Here is a 21,460-nt window from a genome sequence, read left to right as displayed (position 1 = left end):
GAACATTTCAGGGGATTTCCCCATACTGCCCGCAGGCTCAGCACCAGATTCAAACTCAGTATTTTCTTCAGAAACTTTCGTTGGAGAGGTCGCGCATAACCGTAGTCGTTGCTCGTTCAGTAGCAGTGCTATCTTGTAGGGCGCGCAATTGACCGCATCTGCCTAGCGACCGAAGAGTGCGCGATGTTCACCACTAACACTGCCATGGAGTCGCCCGATGCGATCGTCACTTGTGACGACGAAATCACGGTGCTCGCGGCCATTAAAGACATCTCGGCGAAAAATCGCCTGTTCATCCAATCCGGCGGCAAAACAATTGGCTACACCGATTCCTCCACGCACTGGATTCTCGCGATGGTCCTGACACCCGTCCACGCGACCCGGCCTCAGCATCGCGTCGTCTTTTTCCGAAGAGCAAATATACAGAACGGGACGTCAACAATCACCTAGCCGAGTACACCCGTGAAATCCTTCCATTTGACGGAGCGTAAACTACTCTCAGGCGCCTGCTGTCTGCAGACCGTGCAGCATCGAGGCGCGCAATTAGCACTGTTCTGTTTCAGCGATAGCTTTAACGCCTGAAGTCCCTCTATCAGGACATTGTTTTTTGTCCTAGCCGCACTGATTTGGGCACATGACTTGATGCAAGACTAGGATAGACCGGGTCGAAAAATTGCCAGCATTCCTCCGCCGCCAAGGTTTGTTGCTGTCGGTAGCGATGTGTGGCACCGTACCCGATGAATTCCGAACCGGTCGTGCCTTCACATACTTCACGCTTCAGCAAAACGGAGGGGTTCGCGGATTCTCCTGATCCCAGAGTTGCTGGGTTAGTCTCCGTCAGCGCCGTTCAACGGAAAGAAATCAGTCTACGCGCTTTCTCAATGTGGGAAGAAGCCGGTCGCCCCGACGATCGCAGCCTTGCGCACTGGCTGGCCGCGGAAGCGGAAATATTGCATCGTCCACTAACTTCGGGCTCATGAGTTGAATTCTCATTTCATGGTGCGCCGATAACACATTACGTCAGCACCTTGGCGGCTTCAGAACGAGGGCACGACCCTAATCGTTTTTGCGCTCATCGACAGCGAGTGATGCTTTCACGGCGTCAACTGCGGTCAGGACGGGGGCGATGGCCAATACCGTAGTAGATATTCCATCGACCGCTTTGGGCGTTTTGAGAGCCCCACGCAAAGCAGACATTCGCTTTTGAAGAATCTCCCATTTTGAAAGCTTCCACTTCGCCATCCCACGCGGTCTTACCGGCCAGGCTTTGCGTAACGTGGACGCTCTCCATGTGAACCGCGTCACATCGGTGAGTCGCCTGAATCGCTTTGCGGATCTCATCGAAGTACTTGTTCACGCCGCAGTGGTAGCTCCACGGGTTTGCCTACAAGCTATAACGCCCAAGCGAGCAAGCAGCTGCGTTTGGGGGCAGAGGGTGGGTAGTTGGGGCCTACTCCTCCAGTTTCGGGGAGCCATCGCCTACCCGGTATCACTTAATGGCACGAGCGTCCGGAGGCAGATAGATACCAATCCCTGGATTTCCGACCAATTTGTATATCCTGCGGCAGCGCACTAATCCCGAACTATTTCCGAGAGCAGCTTATCGAGCGGCATGCTCGCGATGGCGGTGGCTTTGTCGCTCATCGCGTAGGGCAATATGAGTTTTCCGGCGTGGATCATGGACCCACAGCTGTAGACGACGTTGGGCACATAGCCTTCGCGTTCGATTCCTTCCGCTGAGAGAATGGGCTCGCGAAGGCGGCCGATGACGCGCGTTGGATCGTCGAGGTCGAGGAGCACAGCACCGATGCAGTAAGTACGCATCGGACCGACTCCGTGCGTGATGACGAGCCAGCCTTCGTCGGTTTCAATCGGAGAGCCGCAGTTTCCGAGTTTCACGGATTCCCAGACTTCAGCGGGGCGCAGAAGAATTTCTGGATCGCTCCAATAGTGGAGGTAGTCGGAAAACATGATGAGGATGTTTTCGTCGTCCTGTCGCGAAAGCATCACGTAGCGGCCGTTGATGCGCCGGGGGAAGAGCGCCATGCCTTTGTTTTGCACGCCACTGCCGTTCAAGGTGAGCACGCGGAAGTGCAGGAAATCCTGCGTCTCGATTAGCTGGGGAAGAATGACACGTCCGTTGTAGGCGGTGTAGGTCGCGCAATAGAGGATTGAGCCATCGTCCTCGGTGAAGCGCACGAAACGCGCGTCTTCGATGCCGTTGCTCTCATTGGCTGAGACGGGGAAAATGATCCGTTCGCTCAGCGAGATTTTCGGCGAGAAGCGCAGCTCGTAGTTGGAGTCGGCGAGCCACTTGATGCACTCCAGCGTGCGGGAGAATTCGTGCGTGGCGGGCAATGCTTCGTTTCGCGTGCGGGCCACGCTGCTGCCCAGATCGGTGCGGGTGAACTGCGCGCCGAGCGGCTCCATGACGGCGGTGGCGCAGTCGTTTTCAAAACCCATCTCCTTCAACTTCGTGATGAAGCTTTTCTTTTGATAACTGGGGTTGGGGACGAGCTGAGGCATCGTCACGAAGCGGGAAACTTCCGCGAAGCTGATGTCGCCCGCAGGCGAAATGATTCCCTCTCGAAACTCGATGGACGAGATGTGTCCTTCGCCGGTGGCGCGCAGGCTCATGATGAAACGCAGACCGCCATCCGCCACGCCGCTTTGATCGGGGTGGGGCACGATGGACGGATTAAACAGCGCCGCTGACTCCAAGGCATATTCGCCGGAAAACAATGCGCCGATCAGGAGTTCCCGCGCACGTGAGAGCGGATGCGGTGTCGCGACATGCTTTCGCACCTTGGCGTAGTGCTCGAGCAGCGGCGTTTCGATATCGAGATGGCGGGAGTCGAACGCCTGATGGATGACCTCCACTTTTTTCACCACCTCGTCTTCCGAAAGTGCCAGCGCGCGACCGATTACGCCGGCGATGCGTTCGACAGCGGAGGGGATAAACGGCCGGATGATGACGCGTGCACTGTCAGGCAGGAGGGTGATTTCGTGACGGCGGACGGATAACGTGTTCATCGGTGGGAGGCAAACGGGTGGGCCGTTGGGGATTCGGCGTGGTTCATTTCTGCGAGGGAAAGGTGAAATGCTAACGACGACTCCGCGCCTTGGTTTTCGTTAACGCGGTCCCGGTGAAGACCGTCGCTGCAACCGCCGTTGCTGTGATCGTAGAGCGGGAGCCCGAGATCGTTGCGTCCTAAAAACCACTCGAAGGCGCGTTTGGCTTCGCGCGACCAGCTCACGTCCTTTGTAACGCGAAACGCTTCGAGACAGGCAGACACCATCGCCTGCGCTTCGACAGGCTGCTGGTCGAAATCGGCGCGGGCTCCATCGCGGACATAGAAGCCTTCGCTTCCGATAGGACGGAAGTGCCCTGCTTGGGTTCTCTGAATCGAGGCCAGCCAGCGCAACGACTTCAGACCGATCTCCAAGGCCTCCGGATCAGGCATCCAGCGACCGCTGAGAATCAGCGCCTGTGACAGGCGCGCATTGTCGTAGCTCGCGATTTCTTCGAACCACGGCCAATTCTCTGTTGCGCAGTCCTTCCACCGCTGAACGAGTTGTTTCGTGAGCACAACGCGCAAGGCCAGCGCCTGTCCGTTCGTTGGAAACTCACGCAAATAGTCGTGCACGCCGAGTAGCGCAAAGGCCCAGGAGCGCGGCGACGTGAAGGTTTCGATACCGTTCACGGCGTTATCGAAAAGCTGCGCGGATAGACGGCGCCTCCCTTCATTGCGCGAGCGGCCCGTGCCAGATCCAAGCGCCCACATGGCGCGGCCGTGACTGTCTTCACTCCCGGCGACTTCAAGCCACTGACGACCATGACTCATGAAGTTTCGGAAGCGTCCCGTACCGCGATTGAGCGCTGCGGCGAGGAACGCGAGATAGGTCGTTGCGAGATCGTTGAGCTTTTCGACGTGCGGCTCGTTACCGAGTTCTTCGAGGAGATTGCACAGGATGAAGGCCCGCGCGTTGTCGTCGGTACAGTACCCCTCGTGGAAATTAGGGACGTTGAACAACGCGTGTTGAAAAATTCCTGTACCGTCGCTCATGCGCACGATGTGATCGAGTCGCAGTGGCGGAAGTTCGTACGGGCGGCTGGCGAGCGTCCATCCCGCGAAAGCCGTGCGCGGTTGAGCGCGGCGATCGATGCGGGCGCGTTGGAAAGATTCCACGTAGCGCTGCGCCACGGCGGGCCAGATCATTTCGCGTCCCATTTGATAAGCGTCGTGCCGTGTTTTTTCGAGACGCTCCGGATGATCGAGGAACTCGCACACGCCCGCGGCGATTGCGGCGGGATTTCGAAACGGCACGAGGATGCCGCGGTTATCAGCCAGCAGTTCTTGCGCGTGCCAATAGGGAGTGGAGACCACGGCTTTGCCCGCGCCGAAGACGTAAGCGAGCGTGCCAGAGGTGATCTGCGCCTCGTTCAAATATGGCGTCACATAGATGTCGGTCGCGCCGATGAATTCGCTGAGATCGTCGAGCGACACGAAACGGTTGTAGAAAATAACGTGCTCTTTCACGCCGCGCTCTTCCGCCAGCCGCTCCAGGCTCAAACGGTAGCGTTCGCCTTCGCGCGCGACGAGATGCGGATGGGTCGCACCGAGGATCAAATACACGACATTTGGATGAGTCTTCACGATCTCCGGGAGTGCCTCGATGGCATACTCAATACCCTTGCCCGGCCCGAGCAGGCCGAAGGTAAGTAACACGATGCGGCCTTCCACGCCGAACTGCGCCTTGGAGAGACGAGAATCGGTGAATGGAATATCCGGAATACCGTGGAGTATGACGTCTATTTTCGAATCGGGCACCGCGTACGTATCGCGCAAGATCTCCGCGCCCTTCTGCGCCATGACCACCAGCCGGTCACTCCGGAGAATCAGTTCTTTCATGACCATCATCTGCGCGGGATTCGGATCGCGCAGCACGGTGTGCAACGTCGTCACCACTGGCATGCGCACCTCTTTGAGCAGTGCCAGCACATGGCTGCCGGCGGGCCCGCCGAAAATTCCGAACTCGTGCTGAACGCAGAGCACGTCGGCATTGTTGAAATTTAGAAAGTCCGCAGCCCTGCGGTAGGAATCGAGATCCTTCTCCAAAATCTCGAAGCGCACACGCAGAGGATATTTATAGCCCTCCACCCGGTCATTCACCGCGCCCGCGTAACACTGCGCCGCGGGCACGGCCGCTCCGACAGCCTCACAGAGATCGTGGGTGAACGTGGCGATGCCGCACTGTCTGGGCGAGTAGCCGCCAATGAAGGCGATCCGCCCCGGCAGTGACGTGTCGCTCAAACCAAGCCTTCATTGAAGCGTAACAAAAAATAAAATGATCCAGACATCACTCAGCAGACCACGCTTGTCCCGATCAAGCAATCGAGGCGCCCCGATAAGCCCGCGTGCGGGCTCCAGCCGAAATGATTCTTAAAATCTTTCCGTAGGTTAATACCCCATTGGGCTCCGACTGAGTTGTGGGTAGTGTGAGCGCTGCCTGCATTCTGCTCGGTATCTATCCATGACACTTCCGATCTTCGACGATTCACAGCGAGAAAAGGTCGTTTATAAAAAGCGGAGAGAGATTACCGTTGAATCTCGCTGCGAAGGTTCCCTAGTGGGCGTGCCCGGTGGGATTTTTCAGACCGGACACCGTTTCAGTGGCTGCGGAAAAATGACGGTCGATGAAGCGCTCAGTCCAGAGAGTGCAATGAGCAACCAGAGCAACAGGCAGACGACGATCATGCATGGTGATCTGTCAGCGAACGCCCAGTCGCGCGCTAAGCCACCGGTGTGCTTTCATAAGTCTCAACTTTCGTGACGATGCGAACGCTCGCCCAAATCCTCATCGCCGAAGAACGCCGCGCCGACCGCGATTCCGCTCCGCCTAGTCGCGCCGCATTTCGCGTCTGTGAGAAGTTACGTGCGCCGCTGTGCACGTTTGCCGGGGCCGCCGGGTTCCGCTCGCTTTTAAGCCGGGCGCTGGTGCTGGCCCGAGTGGACGCACCGTTGCTGGCCGGAGTGCAGATAAAAGCCGACGGCACCTTTCTGTATTCCCCCGAGATGGAGGCGCAGTCCGCTTCGGCCGAAGCCGCGCAAGCGGGTGCCGCTCTCGTGGATCAGTTACTCGGGCTGCTCATTACTTTTATTGGCGAAGCCCTGACGCTTCGTCTCGTGCATGACGTCTGGCCGCAAACGGCACTCAAGGACCCCAAGTCCACAGGGAAATAGTATGAAAAATAAATCCGTCGTCACCCCGCGCACCCGCGCTGAAAAACCCGCCATTGCCGCGGGTAAAGTGACGATCCGCCAGCTGCCCACCGGCGTGCGAGGGCTCGACGATATTCTCGGCGGCGGTTTGCCGGAGTATTCGTTCAACATCATCGCGGGCACGCCTGGATGCGGAAAGACCACGCTCGCGCATCAATTCGTCTTCGCCAACGCGACGCCGAAAAGACCTGCGCTCTACTTCACCGTCCTCGGTGAACCCGCCATCAAGATGCTGCGCTACCAGCAGCAGTATTCGTTTTTCGACAGTGAGAAATTAAACGACTCTATCCGCTTCATCAACCTCACCGAGGTTGTCGTTGAGCAGGATCTGAGCGCCGTCCTTGCCGAGATCACGAAGCAGGTGGAAAAATCCAACGCCGGCGTCGTCGTGGTGGACTCCTTTCGCACCGTGCTGCGCAAGGTAGCCCAGCGCGGAGCTGAATCCGAGATGGAGCTTCAATCGTTCATCCAGCGTCTGGCCATGCTGCTGACGAGTTTTCAGGCGACCACGTTCTTGATCGGCGAATACACCGAGTCCGAGATGCGCGACAATCCCGTGTTCACGGTCGCCGACGGGCTTTTCTGGCTCTCCCAAGTCGCCGAACGAAACTCGGTGGTGAGAAAGCTCCAGATCATCAAGCTTCGCGGCCAGGCCTCCGTGCCTGGGCTGCACACGATCCGGATTGGGAGCTACGGCTTGCAGGCATTTTCCCGCACCTTGGGACTGGCCGGGAGAAAGACGTCTCCGCGTTCGGGTCGGCGGCTCTCCACGGGAATCCGCGAATTGGACAAATTGCTGGGCGGTGGGATTCCCGAAGGCGACAGCGTGTTGATCGCGGGTCCCTCGGGCACAGGGAAGTCGGCGCTCGCGACCCAGTTTATCGATGCTGGGATTCGCAAAGGAGAATCCGGCATCATCGCGATCTTCGAGGAGCGTCCGGAAGGCTATGTTGCCCGCGCGGCGGGGCTTGGCTTGGATCTCTCCAAACCACAGCAGGCGGGAAAACTCGAAGTCCTGTATCTGCGACCGCTCGATCTTTCGGTGGATGAAACGATGCAGGAGATTCTCGATGCGGTGAAAAGAACCGGCGCGAAACGGCTCGTGATCGATTCACTGGTGGGTTTCGAAATGGCGATCGCCCCCGGCTTTCGCGCGGACTTTCGCGAGTCGCTCTACCGGATGATTGGCGCGCTGACGGGAGCCGGAGTCACGATCGTCAGCACGGTCGAGATCGAGGATTCGTTCACGTCGTTTCAATTCAGTCACTATGCGATCTCGTTTCTGACGGATGACATCATCCGGCTTCGCTACGTGGAGATAGACGGGCAACTCCGGAAAATTCTCGTCGTGGTGAAAATGCGCGGTGGAAACCATAGCAAAGACATCCGCGAGTACGTCATCGACGACAGCGGCGTGGTCCTTATCCGCCCACATAGCACCGAGTACACCCGGCTCACCAGCGGCCTGCCGGAGCGCGTGGGTGAACGAAAAGAAATCGCGCCGGAACCCAAGGCGTTGAAGTAGGAGCAACCCCATGGACGCCGACTCAATCGCTGGTGGCCCAAACCTGATGCTCGACCTTCACGGCTGGGTGTCCCCGCTTATCGAGCGCGCGCCGCTGCCCATGGTCGAAGTGGAGGGTAAACTCCACTCGGTGTGTTCCATGAACGCCGCGTTTTGCCGGTTGCTGGGCAAGACGAGCGAACAGCTGATTGGGAAACCGTTCGGGCAGATCGTGCGCAACGGACAGACCTGCACGGATCTACTCGATCGCGTTTACCAGACGGGTGAATTCGAAACCCATGTCGATTCCGACCACTCGGCGGAAAATCCTGCCTTTTGGCTCTACGCCATGTGGCCGACGCTGGGCGCGGATAAAAAGCCCGCCAGAGTGGTCATCCAGCTGACGAAGTCGGTGCATTTTCACCGGGATGTGGCGGCGATGAATGAAGCGCTGTTGATCTCCGGCCTGCGTCAGCACGAACTCCGCGAAGAAGCGGAGAAATCAAATACGCGGTCTCAAGGAGAGATCGCTTATCAGAAGGTCACCGAAGTCGCTCTGCGAAACCTGAACGAGCTGCTCCGCAGCGCCACCGGGGTGGCTGAACAAGCGAACCGTGCGAAGGACGATTTTCTGGCAGCTCTCTCGCACGAGTTGCGCACACCGCTCACGCCGGTGCTTATCGCTGCGTCTGCGCTGCGCGAAGATCCGCGCCTCCCTTCCGACGTTCGCCTGCAACTCGCCATGATCGAGCGCAACGTCGCCTTGGAAGCACGGCTCATTGATGACCTGCTCGATCTCACCAAGATCTCCAATGGCAAACTTCGTCTGCGCTCGGAGATGTGCGACGCGCATTCGCTCATCGGCCTCGCGATCGAGATCGTGCGCGACGATGCGTGCGACAAAGAGATCACCATCGAGCGGCTGTTCACAGCGACGCACAGCGGACTGATCGCCGATCCCGCCCGGTTTCAGCAGGTCGTGTGGAATCTGCTTCGTAATGCCGTTAAGTTCACTCCGCGCGGTGGAAAAATTTCAGTCCGGACTGCGGATGAAAACATCACGCCCAAAGAAACTTGGCTGCGAATCGAGGTGTCGGATACCGGGATAGGAATCGATCCTTCGGGCCTCGAGCAGATTTTTCTTCCATTTGACCAGGGGGGACTGACGGGAAACCACCGCTTTGGCGGCGTCGGGCTGGGGCTCGCCATCGCCCGCGCTGTGGTGCAAATGCACGGCGGGCGAATCACCGCGGAGAGTCCCGGGACCAATCAAGGAGCCAAATTCATCGTCTCCCTTCCCGGTGCGCTCGACCCGCCTCCTGGCGTTGCCGAGACCGCTCTGCCATTCTCGCAGAGCCCGGTCGTCTCAGGGGAAAGTCTGCAGAAGCTCCGGCTGCTTGTGGTGGAGGATCACGTGACAACTTTGAACGCGCTCCTCCGGTTGCTGCGACGCGACGGGCATCAGGTGGTTGCAGCCATGAGTGTGGCCGAAGCTCTCGCCGCGGCTGCGGAAAATACCTTCGACTTAGTCATCTCAGATCTCGGGCTCCCCGATGGTACAGGCACCGAGCTGATGGAGAAATTGCGTGCCTCTCACGGTCTGCGCGGTGTCGCGTTGAGTGGTTATGGCATGGAAGAAGATCTCACCCGATCCGCTGCCGCCGGTTTTATCGCACATCTCACGAAACCAGTGGCCATCGCAGAACTACGGCGCGTCGTCGCCACCGTGGGATCTCCGACGCCGTAGCGATCCGTAAACAACGACCCATTCAAGGAGCTGCTGATGGAACACGATTCGAAATCAGATCCAGCGCCGCGTTCGCCTGGTACTCCCGATAATCGATCCGCGCCGATTATCGAGCGTGCGCCGCTACCCATCGTCGAGGTGCAGGGGACCGCGCACACGGTTTCCTACGTGAACCAGGCGTTCTGCCGGTTGCTCGCAAAAACGCGGGGAGAATTGATCGGAAACTCGTTCGATCAGATCGTGCCCGGAGGTAACGAGTGTCTGCCGATTCTGGACCTCGTCTATCAAACCGGGGAGGCCCACACCCATGCTCACGATGAGCACGCGGAGGCTGCCCCCGCGCACTGGCTCTATGCGATGTGGCCCACATTAGATGCCGACGACCGCGCGGTCGGAGTCATTATCCAACTGACCAAAATCGCTAACTTTCGCCGAGACGTGACAGCGATCAACGAAGCGCTGCTCATCTCAGGGCTGCGCCAGCACGAATTAACGACGGACGCGGTGATGATGAACGCGCAACTGGAGACGGAAATCGGCGAACGCAAACTGGTGGAGGCGGCGCTGCTCGTCGCGAATAACAAGCTCGCCAATCAAGCGGACGAATTGGAGCTGCTCGTGGTCGAGCGCACCGAAAAACTGCGGGAGACTGTCGCCGATCTTGAAGGCTTTTCCTACAGTGTCGCTCACGACATGCGTACACCGCTGCGCGGCATGCAGGGATTTGCACGCATTCTCTTGGATGATCACGCCGGTCAGTTGAGTGCCGACGCGCACAGTTACCTGGAGCGGATCGAAAGCTCCGCCGGACGGATGGATATGCTCATACAGGACGTGCTCAATTATACGCGCGTGATGCGCAGCGAGGCACTGCTGGCACCGGTTGATTTGGACAAGCTGGTGCGGGACATTATCGCCACGTATCACGACTGGCAGCCGCCAAAAGCTGAACTTCAGGTCGAAGGAACCTTGCCACACGTGCTCGGGCACGAGGGATTTCTAACACAGTGCGTCTCGAATATTTTGAGCAATGCTGTCAAATTCGTCGCTCCCGGGCTCACTCCTCGCGTGCGGATCTGGGCAGAAGAGCGTTCACCATCTTCCACGCAGGTGCCGTGGCCGGACGAAAATGGAAAAGTACCGGACGGATGGGCAAACGACGGACAGGTTGTACGAGTCTGGTTCGAAGATAACGGAATCGGCATCGCAGCGAAAGATCGCGGGCGTATTTTTCGTATGTTCGAACGCATCAATCCCGCTGAGCAGTTCGAAGGCACTGGCATTGGACTGACTATCGTTCGCAAAGCGATCCAGCGGCTCGGCGGCCGGATCGATTTCGAATCGGAGGTAGGCAAAGGAAGCCGGTTCTGGATCGAGTTGAAAAAAGCTCCCGCATTGTTCGGCGCGGAGTCGAAGGCTGTGTAGAAAGTAAGCTTAATTTAATATAGATCGATACGAACAATCCGCGGTCACGCTCTCCACATGAACCTCGCCACTATTTTGCTCGTCGAAGATGAGCCCACCAACGTTTTCTTTTTCCAGCATGCGGCGAGCAAGGCGGGCGTCACAAATCCGGTCCAGGTCGCGAAGGATGGCCAGGAGGCCATCGATTATCTCGAGGGAGTGGGGGAGTTCGGTGACCGCCTGAAATATCCGCTTCCTGGTCTGGTGGTTTTAGATCTGAAACTCCCGCGTCTAACCGGTTTCGAAGTGCTGAAAAAAATTCGTGCAGCCTCTGCGCTGCGGCGCCTGATCGTGGTGATGCTGACATCGTCCGCGAGTGAGGAGGACATCAACAAGGCCTACGCGCTCGGTATAAACGGATACCTTGTGAAGCCGTTTAAGATCGAGGAACTCATTTCGCTCGTCCAAGCCCTCAGGGATTTCTGGCTTACCCATAATCATCCGGCGACTCGTCACGCAGAATGGGACGTACACTAGAGGCCTCTCACTGGCCGCAGGTCATTGAAATCAGCGTGAGCTCGTAGGCCGCGTCGAACAACTGGTGATTGTAGGGCTTGGCGCCGAAAAATGCGACGTTCATATCGCACGTTTCCACGTGCTCAGGAGCAATGCGACAGCCTGAAACAAAGACGATGTGCGCGCGTGAATTATTATCATCCGCCCCATCTCCTTCCCCCCGGAACGCAGCCATCATCCGCGGACGGCGTTCATTGCGGTAACGTGCCAGGCGTGCGAGTGTGAGAGATGACATTTATACCCTCAGAATGGTCCCGCCCCGATCCTCCTGCTGAAGAAGCCGGGTTCTCCTCCCATCAAGATGTGAAATTCCCCGGCCTGGTCTCCACAGACAGAGCTGCCCATGAAGAAATTCTTCATCGTGCGTATTCGATCTGGGAATGCGCAGGGCGCCCAGAAAACTGTGAGGTTGCTCACTGGTTGCAGGCAGAGGCGGAAGTCGTAGGCGCTGTCTGAGCGCGGTGATGCGATCTGCTGGTGAGTCAGAACAGCGCGCGGGCTCACGGAAGATCGGCTGGCTCGGGCCGGGATTGATCATGGCCGCCAGCGGCATCGGCGCGAGCGATGTGATGACGGCAACCATCGGCGGAGCAACCTACGGCGGGCAGTTGCTGTGGGCTGTTATCCTCGGCTCGTTTTTTAAGTTTGTGCTGAGCGAGGGCATGGCGCGTTGGCAGCTCGCTACCGGATTGACCATGCTCGAGGGTTGGGCGCGTCACCTTCCTCGCTGGGTGCTGGTCGGCTTCGCTGGTTATATCGTGCTCTGGGCCGTCTCGGTCAGTGGCGCGCTCATTACCGGTTGCGGACTCGGGATCGAGAATCTGACGGGTGGGGCAGTGCCGCGTTCGTGGGGCGGGCTGGTGCACGGGGCTCTGGCTTTCGTTTTTATTTATCTGGCGCGCACGCGCGGCTTCGAACGCGCGATGAAACCCCTCATCGTCGTGATGTTTCTCAGCATCGTGATCTGCGCCGGTTTCGCCTTTCGTGAACCGGCGGCCGTGCTCAAAGGATTGCTCCTGCCGACAGTCCCCAGCGGCGGCGGCGCGTATGTGCTGTCGGTGATCGGGGGCATTGGTGGTTCGCTGACGCTGCTATCCTACAACTATCTACTACGCGCCGATCGCAAAGTCAGCCCCGGTGAACTCCCCGGCGTGCGTCGCGACCTGCTGCTCGCATATGTGTTCACCGTTGTGTTTGGAGTTTCCGTTATGCTGATCGCGAGCCGTACCTTTCACGCGATGGAAGTGACGATCTCCGGTGATGACGCCGTTTCAGGGATGGCCAGACATCTAGGCGAACTCATCGGACCGCTGGGCAGTTGGATTTATTCGATTGGCTTCTGGGCGGCGGTGACCGCCTCACTCGTTGGAGTCTGGCAAAGCGTCCCGAGCATGCTGGCGGATTGCTATGCTCTGCTGCGCCGACTGCCGGATGATCAACGCGACGCCGCCATGCAAATGAAGTCACCGGTGTATCGTGCCGGGCTGATCTTCATGGCGGTCACCTCGGTGCCCTTCGCATTCGCAGCACGACCGCTGGCCGTCATCGTTGTGTTCACGGTGCTCGGGAGCCTCTTCATTCCGTTTCTCGCGGGAACGTTGCTTTATTTGAACAAACGCGTGCTCTTTCCCGCTCCCTTACGGTGCAACCGCCCACTGACGAATGTCGTGCTGGTTGTCGTGCTGATGGGGTTTGGTGCTGTCGGCGTGGTGGAAATTCTCGAGTTGTGCCAAAACTTATAATTGCGGAACGCTACCCTCTCAGGCTTCGAAGACTCTGCTGAGATGAGGAGCGTATCTGGAAGACGACGTTTTCGTTTCGCACGATCGATCGGAAAAGCAGGGGCGGTATCTGTCTGGCTACCCTTTTTTAGGTATATCGTATCCCCTTAATTCAGTAGACGCAGGTTGTTGAGCGAAGGCGCTGCGTGCCAGCGAATGGATTCATGAAAACAGATACCGATTTGTTCTTTGAGGTGCCCTTCGATGCTCAGCAAGAGGCCCGCATGCTAGCTTCAGAAGTTATCTGCCGCTTGTTGCTTTGGATGGCCGATGGCCGCTCCATAGAGGAGAGAGGATTGCGCGTTTGTGTTGCGCTCTATTGTGTGCGCCCCGATCTCCTCGATCACGCTACGCTTGGGCAGATCGGAGATAATCTCGGTCGGACCCGGCAGGCCGTTCATAAGCTGGCGATCTCATTTCGCGAAACCACCCAGATCACGGCCTAAGCTGGGATATGACCGAATATCCAAACAATGAATGCGCGTCTGTTGAGATTAACCGCCTTCACGGCGAGGTTGTTCGAGCGAGTAAGGAATCGCGGGACCTTCTCCACGGTGCACTGACCTCAGCGTGGCGCGCTGGACAGCTTTTGATGGAAGCGAAGCGTCGCGTTCGGCGCGGCATGGGCGCCGGAGCCTGGCAGATTTGGCTAGAGCAATACTTCGCAAGTACGCCGCGCACGGCGCAGCGATACATGCTCTTGGCAAAGAATGTTTCCGACGTGTCTGCCTTTCACGGCTTAAGTCTGCGTCAGGTTTATTTCAGGCTGGGAATTGCTACGGAGCCTAAATCCGCCGCCCAGAATTTAGTTATCCCACCAGTTCCTCATTACATTGGATTGGCGGGCAGGTTGCTGAAGTCCCTTGGTCAGCCCGCTCGATTGTCACCAGACCGTCTGTCCACCTACCGAAAAGATCTGCGCCCGCTTTACGAAAAGCTTAGATCGCTATTTGAATAAAGAGCTAAGTTCGAGACTGACGAAGTGGCTCTTCAGGAAGACATAACGGGTGAGAATGGCGCCTTTGGTCTCTTGATATCGATCTACATCAGTACAAGGGTTGGATGCCCAACGATGTTTGGCCGTGGCTCAAAGATAAGAAAGAAAAGATGTCTTAGCCACATTGCTATGAGCACCCATGTCGGAGCGGACTTGAGTGACCTCGCTTTGAACGCGGCTTGGTTTGCTGAAACTTGGCGACTGTAACCGATCAAGAAACGCGCATACTCATTCGCGGCTGATTCCTCCGACAGCATTTCTCGCTACAAAATATTTGGCCTTTTCTGGTCGCGGTGAGCTCGGTTTCTACGCGAGTCATGACCTCGAAGATTTTGTTGGCGTGATTGATGGCCAAGAAAAAATCGTCGCGGAAGTCGATGCGGGGCCCGCCGGATTGCGCGAGTACGTTTTCAAATCGGTGCGAGATCTTCTCAGAAATTCGTCGTTTCTTGAAGCGCTTGCGGGTCACTTACCGGGTGATTCCGCGAGCCAGCGGAGGCTGCCAGGTCTTCGTAATAAGCTGCGCGGGATCGCTGATTTGATTGTGGCGTACTAAGGTTTTGGATCGTCGGGCGCGGAGTTTCGGGTGCGTAGGAACGCAGCGAAGCAAGTGACGGAGTCGCTCGAATCTCCGCGCCCGCTCTGTTGGTTTTCTGCCACGAGGGCGCGCCGAAACAGCGCAGCGCGGCGCGCATTCGTGGCGGCCGAAACGCCGTTTAGGCGTTGAACCGGATTTGTCCGGCATCGCCGCTTCGTCGGTTGCCGTTCCGGTTGACGCGGGAGCAGGTGCGACAAAGGCGTGTCGCGCTTGCGAAAGCTCTTCTGTTGCGGTCCACCGCAAGGGGAAGGGTGTCTCATCAAAACGAAACGAGACTTCGTTTCGTAAGTGGTCGCCGCCGAGTCGGGAAAACACGGCGATGATACAGACCAAAGTTCAGTTCAACCTGAAGAATGCACAGCAGTATTTCCGCGAGCACCTCGGTGCTGGCGACTATTATTCGGAAGGGCAGAAGGTCACTGGAGAGTGGCTTGGCAATGGCGCTGAAAAACTCGGACTCAAAGGAGCTGTTGGTGAGGATGCATTCCTCGCGCTCTGTGAAGGCCAGCATCCGGAGACGAAGCTTCGCTTGGGTCAGCGACTGAACTCAGTCAGACAAGAAGGCGATGAGGTGAAAGCGAACCGGCGAATTTTCTTCGACTTCACGATTGCGCCACCGAAGAGCGTTTCAGTCGTCGCTCTTTATCAGGACGAACGCATCGTCGGACTTCACGAATGCGCAGTCCGTGCTGCCATGCATGAGTTGGAAAAGCGGGCTGAGGCTCGCATCCGAAAATCCGGACAGAACAGTGAGCGCATCACGGGCGACGTGGTGACCGCGTGCTTTCGGCATGAGACCAGTCGGGAGTTGGATCCTCATCTGCATACGCACTGTGTAGTCTTTAATCAGACGTTCGATCCGGTGGAAAACTGCTGGAAGGCGCTGCATGCGGCGGGCATGTACCGGGCGCATCGGTTCGCGACCAACCTGTACCGCCATGAACTCTGCAAAGGCCTACGCGCACTCGGCTACGAAATCGAAAACCACGCACGCGGTTTCGAAATCAAGGGAGTGCCGCAAAGTGTCATCGAACGGTTTTCAAAACGTCATCAGCAGATCGATCAGGAAACGCGGGAGCGTCTGGCGAAAGGCGAGAAGGTCGAAAACCTCAACGACCTTCGCGAACGCGTCGCGCATGGAAACCGGCGCAGGAAGTTGAAGAACTCTTCGGCGGATCGACTCCGCGAGACTTGGGGTCAGCAAATGCAGCCGGACGAACTGTCGGCTCTGCATGCATTGAAATCGACCCGCTCAGGAGTGGCGCAGAAAGTGGATGTGGCCGGGATGGTTGTGTGGGCGGAGCAGCATCTCTTCGAGCGTCGCGCGGTCGTGCATGACCATGAACTCATGGCTGCTGCGCTGGAACGCGGACGCGGTGCCGATTTCGATTTAGGTACGCTGCGAGCGGTCATCGACCAACGCGGTTACGTGCGTGAGAAAGGAACCGACAAACTTACCTCCCGAGAGACGCTGGGCTGGGAACTGGAAGTGGTCATGGCTGCACGGGAAGGACGTAACCAGCACACGGCACTGAGTCCGCATCATGAGACGTCGGTCGATCTTTCGGCTGAACAGAAGGTAGCGGTGGAAAGAATTTTGCGAAGTCGGGATTTAATTACGCTATTCCGTGGCGGCGCAGGAACTGGGAAAAGCTTTGCGCTCAAAGAGGTCGAGCGCGGCCTGGTGGCTGCGGCTCGTCCAGTCATCGTCCTGGCTCCTCAACGCCAACAGGTGCAGGACCTCCAAGCGGATGGACTGAGTGCCGATACGCTCGCGAATTTCCTACAACAAAAACAGCTGCCACGCGAAGCCGTTGTGATGGTCGATGAGGCTGGTCAGATTGGGGCTCGGCAACTCGGTGAACTAGTTCGCGTCGTGAAGGCTCAACGTGGGCGACTGATTCTCTCGGGTGATACCCGTCAGCATGGTTCGGTCGCTGCGTCTGATGCACTTCGCGCCATCGAGAAACATGCAGGCTTAAAACCGGCAGTGATCCATGCGATCCGGAGACAAGATCCTAAGCTCGGAGAGACTATCGAGCAGCGGACATTTATCCGTGACTATCGAAACGCCGTGAAACTGGCGGCCGACGGCAAGATTGCGGATTCCTTCGACGCACTGGATCGGCTCGGCTGTGTGCGTGAGGTCAGCGACGATTCTCGCCGTGAGGTTATCGCATCCGAATATGTTGCTTCCGTCGGTCGCAAGGAACGGACGCTCGTTGTGGCTCAGACCCGGGAAGAGGTCCGGCAGATCAATGAGGCGATCCATGACAAGTTGAGAGATTCGGGAGCGCTTGGCGAAAGCTCGGTGCTGAAAACGTATCAGCCGGTCGATCTGGACGAGGCTCAAAAGCGCGACGCCCGCTTCTATCAAGAGGGACAAAGCGCGTACTTCATCCGGGGCTATGGCCGCTTTGCTCGTGGAGGAATTTATTCCATCGTCGGTACCACCGAGAAAGGGGTGATCTTCGAAAAGGACGGTGTCCGCAGCGCGATGAGCTTTCGATACGCTGATCGCTTTATTGTCGCGGCAGAAAAGGAGACCGCGATCGGGGTGGGTGAGCGGCTGCAACTTAAGTTCAATGGAAAGTCACGTGAGGGACAGCGCTTTAACAACGGCGAGCTGGTCACGGTTCGCGAGATTTCCGTTGATGGGTCATTGGTGGTTGAAGGCGGAAAAGCCGTCCGGAAGACACTGAGTCCCACACAACGTCTTTTCACACGGGGCTACGCTGTCACGTCGTATGGTTCGCAAGGGAAGACGGTCGATTCGGTCTTGCTGGCGGATGCGGCTAATCGCGCGGCCACCAACGCGCAGCAGTGGTACGTATCCATTTCGCGCGGTCGAAAGAGGGTAACGGTTTTCACCGCTGACAAAGAAGAACTGCGAGCCCACGTCCAGCAGTGTGGCGAGCGGGATCTCGCGCTCGACCTGGCTTCGACGGACGCAACGTCGGTTGACGTGAAACAATCAGCGAGAGCGCGGCAGTCGATGTCGGCCGTCGAGCATGTGCGTCGTCATCAAGCTGCGATGCGCGCCACTCAAAATAACCATCAACACATTCATCTATGAACCGACTTCGCGAAATGCTGGCGACCAAACAAGGCGGGCTTCCTATGTGCGTGACCCACGAAAACAACTCCTGCCTAATGCTGTTCTTGCAGCCGTGGCAGGGTATAGAGTGGGTGCTACCCTGGTCTCGGCTAGAGAGCGCGAAATTATCTCACGAGGAGCAATTCGAGCGAATCGATCTTCAGTTCACTAACCACGAGGTCCTAGTCCTTGGAGAAAAGCTGCATTGGTATCGTGAAGAACTCTCCCTCCATAAAATTTCCCGATTCAAAAGCTATCCGGCTGCTTATCGGATGAAATTCCAGGACTCCGATTCGTTCATTTCGCATCTGGAAATTCGTTTGCTCGCCGAGCCGGACAAGCGTCCCTCAGGTGGCCTTCCATTCTGAAAGCGCAACACGTGTTTCGTTTTCGTCTCTTTCGATTTTCAGGTCTCCACAGGAATGCAAAAAATACGCCCAGAACTCCGGGTCCGGGATTCTGGGCGTATTCGGCAACACGTGTTGCCGATTTTCTGGAAACACAGAAAAGCCGCACTAACCGTTATAAAAACGAAACACGCGTGTCGTTTTCACCGTATGAGATTCTCGGGCCTATCGGAATGCAGAGAATACGCCCACTACTCCGGACCCGGGATTGTTGGCGCATTGAGAAACATGTTGCCGATTTTCGTGGGAGTAAAAAGCCGCACCGATTCCAGGTGCGGCTTTTGGCTGCCAAGCATTACCCACGCGCGGGAACTTTCAGTTTGGTGCGAATGTGCTCCGCTACTTCTGCAGGATCGAAGTAGACGAAGTGCCCGACACGGTGATGCGGAATGCGGCGCAGTTTGGTCCAATCGCGAAGCGTGCGGATGGAGGGTTCTTTTCCTTGAGGGAAAACACCGCTCGAGCGCAGGCCTGCGATATCGGTCAGCTGATTTGGATTCAGGACAGTGGATGACGTTTGTGTTTCCATACGCCTCTGATTGCGCGTCAACCGACGCAACCAGAGGCTAATCACCACGGACGTACGTTAAGCAGCAGCTGCGTCGCTCGACGTTTGCTCTACTTGTTTCTTTGGGAAGATCCCAAAGAACTGCTCCGCTTCGCCAGGGTTCTTGAGATCGAGGTAGTGCTTTCGGATGATGCTCTCCGAGTTTCCTGCCTGAAGCGCTGCATCTCCGAGCGATCGAAATTTTCCAACATGCATCGAAATGAACGTATGTCGCAGCACGTCGTGCGTGAGGTTAAAGCGTTTCCTGAATTCCAACCGCAAGCGTTTGAATCCGTTTGGCCAGATCGGGTATTTCTCCAGCGGATAGGCCTGCAACCACGCCCTCAGATTGGGCTGAATGGTCACCGTTCGTTTCATCCGCACCTTGGAAACGTTCGGTTCAACCATGATCACACCGGTGTCCAGACGGACGTGCTCCGGCTTCAGCTTGGATATCTCGCCCTGATAAAGATCAGGGCGGATGCCTGCGAAGAGGCAGAGAGTGATAAACGGGACGAGGCCGCCGCCTGCATTAGCTTCCGCCCATTCCATTATTTCTGCGCATTGGCTCGCGGTCAGGGTTGGCGCTGATCCACGTCTATGACCAACCCCTCGGAAGTGTGGCACTTTATCGATGATGTTCTTCGAAACCCAATCCTTGAGCATGCAGTGCTTGAGAAATGCACCGACCAGTCCGCGGCGGTTGTTGTAAGCCTTTTTCGAAGCGTTTCCGCGTTTGAAATAATCGATGAGAGCGCTGGGCGTAAGTTCGGAAGGAGTAATCCGCGGGAAAGCTTTTTTTAGCGCTCTAAGTTCGCAGCGATACGCCGTGAATTGCCTGTGGGACAGGTTGTTCTCCCGGTGATCCTGCTCCCGCAAGACCACATAGGCGTCAGTGGCGTCGGCCAATGAGATGTCCAAGGCCGGGTCGTGGTAGTTGGTCAGAGCATAGTCCAAATAGAAGGCCAGCGATTTGGCCCGGCCCTTTAACCGCTGGAAAGCGGCTTCCGCCTCGCGCACCTGCGCAGCAGCAAGCGAGGTCTGTACCGGTTGGATGTCAGAAGACGACTGGAGGGCTTGAAGGTCGAGAATGCCTTTCTCGGCGATAGCCTCTTCCCGGGATTTGAAGTTCTTGCGGATGCGGACGCCGTTGAGTCGGCCTTCCACGCGAAACGTGATCACGCCATTGCGATTTTTGAACCGGCTGACGACGAAGTTTTGATGCGGCATGTCTAGGTTGCCACGTCAACTGGGCAACCTAGCTTCGATTTTTCCCCTCCCAGAGGTAAAAAATGGGGCGGCCAACGGGATTCGAACCCGCGACCCCTAGAATCACAATCTAGTGCTCTAACCAACTGAGCTATGGCCGCCGTAAAGGGGCGGGGAATCTCAGAGTCACCCCGGGGGCTGTCAATCCCTTCTTCGGGAGGGAGTTTTCCGCCGTGCGGGCGGGTGTTTTCACGGTGTGGGCCGCCGGCCGCGCCGGTTTCATTTCCCGGAATTCTTGGCGCGATCGCGCTTGAAGTGCGGGGAACGCGGGCGAAGCGGGTGGCGGTGGCGTGTCGATAAGCCGGGGTGGGTTATGAATGAGCGTGGCGCTCGCAGGGTACTTTCGGGTTTCCCGTTGCGGGATCGGGAGTTTTGGCAATGTTGCGCGCCGTTCATGCAGCGCCTGCGAATCGTCACTTACAACATAGCCCACGGGCGGGGCTTGCAGCCGATCCAGGGGCTGACGTCGCGGCGGAAGATCCGGGCGAATTTGCTGAAGATCGCGAAGCTGCTCAAAAGTCTGGAGCCGGATGTGGTGGCGTTGCAGGAGATCGACGAGGATTCGTTGTGGGCGGGGAGTTTCGACCAGCTGGAGTTTCTGCGGGAATTCACGGGGATGCCGTACGCGGTGTTTGGCGTGAACAACCGGCGCGCGGGGTTTTTGAAGCTGAATTATGGGAACGCGATTTTGTCGCGGCATCCGATCACGGAGGCGGAGAACATCAAATTCGGGCGGAGTAATTTTGGGGAGAAGGGGTTTTTGTTTGCCGAGCTCGATGTGAAGGGGAGTCGCGTGCCGATCGTGAATATGCACCTGAACTACCGTTCGAGAGCGGCGCGCATCAAACAGGTGGAGCATGTGATGGCGTATCTGACGGAGAAGCATCCAAAGCGGATAAGCCATTGGAAGATCCCGCCGATCGTGTGCGGGGACATGAATAATCCGTCGCACACGACGGATGCGACGGCGTCGCTGATGAAGTATTTTTTAACGCACGGGCACTATACGCTGCATCCGCGGAGCGCGCCGACGTTTCCCTCGCCGCTGCCGCAGCGGACGTTGGATTTTGTTTTTCTGCCGCCGGCGTGCGTGGAGGTTTATTGCCTGGTGGTGAAGAGTTATCTGTCGGATCACCGGCCGGTGATGGTGGAGTTTAAGGTCGCGTGAAAAACGGCGGAAAGTTGCGCGCGCGGTGTCCGGAGGAAGACCAGCGATTCGTCGTAGGGGGGGACCGCCAGTCAGACGCTC

General features: G+C 57.4%; 22 protein-coding genes and 1 tRNA gene. 16 read left to right on the top strand and 7 right to left on the bottom strand.

Annotated elements, in window-relative coordinates; genetic code table 11:
* Positions 1-204 precede the first annotated feature (204 nt).
* Positions 205-450 (top strand): hypothetical protein, encoded by a 246-nt coding sequence (locus CMV30_RS03780; protein ID WP_138223108.1) that lies wholly within the window; start codon positions 205-207, stop codon positions 448-450.
* Between the two features lie 287 nt (positions 451-737).
* Positions 738-980, top strand: coding sequence for a DUF2934 domain-containing protein (locus CMV30_RS20890; protein WP_096054777.1), 243 nt, complete (start codon positions 738-740; stop codon positions 978-980).
* Between the two features lie 122 nt (positions 981-1,102).
* Here the strand turns inward: CMV30_RS20890 and CMV30_RS19265 are convergent, their stop codons facing one another.
* The 3 genes from CMV30_RS19265 to CMV30_RS03760 all read right to left on the bottom strand — a co-directional run bounded on the left by CMV30_RS19265 (position 1,103) and on the right by CMV30_RS03760 (position 5,315).
* Entirely contained in the window at positions 1,103-1,357 is a 255-nt protein-coding gene (locus CMV30_RS19265) for a hypothetical protein (RefSeq protein ID WP_138223107.1), read from the bottom strand.
* Positions 1,358-1,572: 215 nt separating this feature from the next.
* Positions 1,573-3,033: a glycoside hydrolase family 130 protein gene (locus CMV30_RS03765; protein ID WP_096054775.1), complete on the bottom strand. Its 1,461-nt coding sequence runs from the start codon at positions 3,031-3,033 to the stop codon at positions 1,573-1,575.
* On the bottom strand, positions 3,030-5,315 hold the full coding sequence (locus CMV30_RS03760; RefSeq protein WP_096054774.1) for a glycosyltransferase family 4 protein: 2,286 nt from the start codon (positions 5,313-5,315) through the stop codon (positions 3,030-3,032). Before CMV30_RS03760 ends, CMV30_RS03765 begins: the two co-directional genes overlap by 4 nt.
* A 220-nt stretch (positions 5,316-5,535) precedes the next feature.
* Here CMV30_RS03760 and CMV30_RS19260 point away from each other — a divergent pair, with 220 nt between their 5' ends.
* Genes CMV30_RS19260 through CMV30_RS03735 form a run of 6 tightly spaced genes read left to right on the top strand, consistent with a single transcriptional unit; the run spans position 5,536 to position 11,476 of the window.
* Positions 5,536-5,835 (top strand): hypothetical protein, encoded by a 300-nt coding sequence (locus tag CMV30_RS19260; protein ID WP_138223106.1) that lies wholly within the window; start codon positions 5,536-5,538, stop codon positions 5,833-5,835.
* 2 nt (positions 5,836-5,837) lie between these two features.
* Complete coding sequence (locus CMV30_RS03755) at positions 5,838-6,245, top strand: hypothetical protein (protein WP_096054773.1); 408 nt, start codon at positions 5,838-5,840, stop codon at positions 6,243-6,245.
* A 1-nt stretch (position 6,246) separates the two neighbouring features.
* A complete protein-coding gene (locus tag CMV30_RS03750; RefSeq protein ID WP_096054772.1) occupies positions 6,247-7,809 on the top strand; it encodes a DUF7125 family protein in 1,563 nt (520 codons plus the stop codon).
* A gap of 10 nt (positions 7,810-7,819) precedes the next feature.
* A complete protein-coding gene (locus tag CMV30_RS03745) occupies positions 7,820-9,535 on the top strand; it encodes a hybrid sensor histidine kinase/response regulator (protein ID WP_096054771.1) in 1,716 nt (571 codons plus the stop codon).
* A gap of 36 nt (positions 9,536-9,571) precedes the next feature.
* Positions 9,572-10,960, top strand: coding sequence for an ATP-binding protein (locus CMV30_RS03740; RefSeq protein ID WP_096054770.1), 1,389 nt, complete (start codon positions 9,572-9,574; stop codon positions 10,958-10,960).
* Between the two features lie 57 nt (positions 10,961-11,017).
* A complete protein-coding gene (locus tag CMV30_RS03735; protein ID WP_096054769.1) occupies positions 11,018-11,476 on the top strand; it encodes a response regulator in 459 nt (152 codons plus the stop codon).
* Between the two features lie 7 nt (positions 11,477-11,483).
* Here the strand turns inward: CMV30_RS03735 and CMV30_RS03730 are convergent, their stop codons facing one another.
* Complete coding sequence (locus CMV30_RS03730) at positions 11,484-11,750, bottom strand: hypothetical protein (protein WP_138223105.1); 267 nt, start codon at positions 11,748-11,750, stop codon at positions 11,484-11,486.
* On the opposite strand from CMV30_RS03730, the gene CMV30_RS20850 reads away from it, so the two are divergent.
* From CMV30_RS20850 to CMV30_RS03695, 7 genes are all read left to right on the top strand, one after another.
* Positions 11,744-11,971, top strand: coding sequence for a DUF2934 domain-containing protein (locus CMV30_RS20850; protein WP_096054767.1), 228 nt, complete (start codon positions 11,744-11,746; stop codon positions 11,969-11,971). The genes CMV30_RS03730 and CMV30_RS20850 overlap by 7 nt on opposite strands.
* A gap of 8 nt (positions 11,972-11,979) precedes the next feature.
* On the top strand, positions 11,980-13,257 hold the full coding sequence (locus CMV30_RS03720; RefSeq protein ID WP_096054766.1) for an Nramp family divalent metal transporter: 1,278 nt from the start codon (positions 11,980-11,982) through the stop codon (positions 13,255-13,257).
* A 203-nt stretch (positions 13,258-13,460) separates the two neighbouring features.
* On the top strand, positions 13,461-13,742 hold the full coding sequence (locus CMV30_RS03715) for a hypothetical protein (protein WP_096054765.1): 282 nt from the start codon (positions 13,461-13,463) through the stop codon (positions 13,740-13,742).
* Positions 13,743-13,750: 8 nt separating this feature from the next.
* Positions 13,751-14,254, top strand: coding sequence for a hypothetical protein (locus tag CMV30_RS03710; RefSeq protein ID WP_096054764.1), 504 nt, complete (start codon positions 13,751-13,753; stop codon positions 14,252-14,254).
* 313 nt (positions 14,255-14,567) lie between these two features.
* Positions 14,568-14,849, top strand: a complete 282-nt coding sequence (locus tag CMV30_RS03705) for a hypothetical protein (protein WP_096054763.1) — start codon at positions 14,568-14,570, stop codon at positions 14,847-14,849.
* Positions 14,850-15,210: 361 nt separating this feature from the next.
* Positions 15,211-17,967, top strand: a complete 2,757-nt coding sequence (gene mobF, locus CMV30_RS03700; RefSeq protein WP_096054762.1) for a MobF family relaxase — start codon at positions 15,211-15,213, stop codon at positions 17,965-17,967.
* Entirely contained in the window at positions 17,964-18,356 is a 393-nt protein-coding gene (locus CMV30_RS03695; protein WP_096054761.1) for a hypothetical protein, read from the top strand. The genes mobF and CMV30_RS03695 overlap by 4 nt, the downstream gene beginning before the upstream one ends.
* Before the next feature lie 334 nt (positions 18,357-18,690).
* Here CMV30_RS03695 and CMV30_RS03690 read toward each other — a convergent pair whose 3' ends face one another.
* The 3 genes from CMV30_RS03690 to CMV30_RS03680 form a co-directional block, all read right to left on the bottom strand.
* Complete coding sequence (locus tag CMV30_RS03690; RefSeq protein WP_245844393.1) at positions 18,691-18,924, bottom strand: helix-turn-helix domain-containing protein; 234 nt, start codon at positions 18,922-18,924, stop codon at positions 18,691-18,693.
* A gap of 57 nt (positions 18,925-18,981) precedes the next feature.
* Entirely contained in the window at positions 18,982-20,172 is a 1,191-nt protein-coding gene (locus CMV30_RS03685) for a tyrosine-type recombinase/integrase (RefSeq protein WP_096054760.1), read from the bottom strand.
* Positions 20,173-20,235: 63 nt separating this feature from the next.
* A tRNA-His gene (locus CMV30_RS03680) sits at positions 20,236-20,312 on the bottom strand.
* Positions 20,313-20,605: 293 nt separating this feature from the next.
* Here CMV30_RS03680 and CMV30_RS03675 point away from each other — a divergent pair.
* Entirely contained in the window at positions 20,606-21,379 is a 774-nt protein-coding gene (locus CMV30_RS03675; RefSeq protein WP_096054759.1) for an endonuclease/exonuclease/phosphatase family protein, read from the top strand.
* Positions 21,380-21,460: the final 81 nt, after the last annotated feature.

Origin of the sequence: Nibricoccus aquaticus, assembly GCF_002310495.1 — a bacterium.
GTDB lineage: Bacteria > Verrucomicrobiota > Verrucomicrobiia > Opitutales > Opitutaceae > Nibricoccus > Nibricoccus aquaticus.
This window is presented reverse-complemented; position numbering and strand designations above follow the sequence as displayed.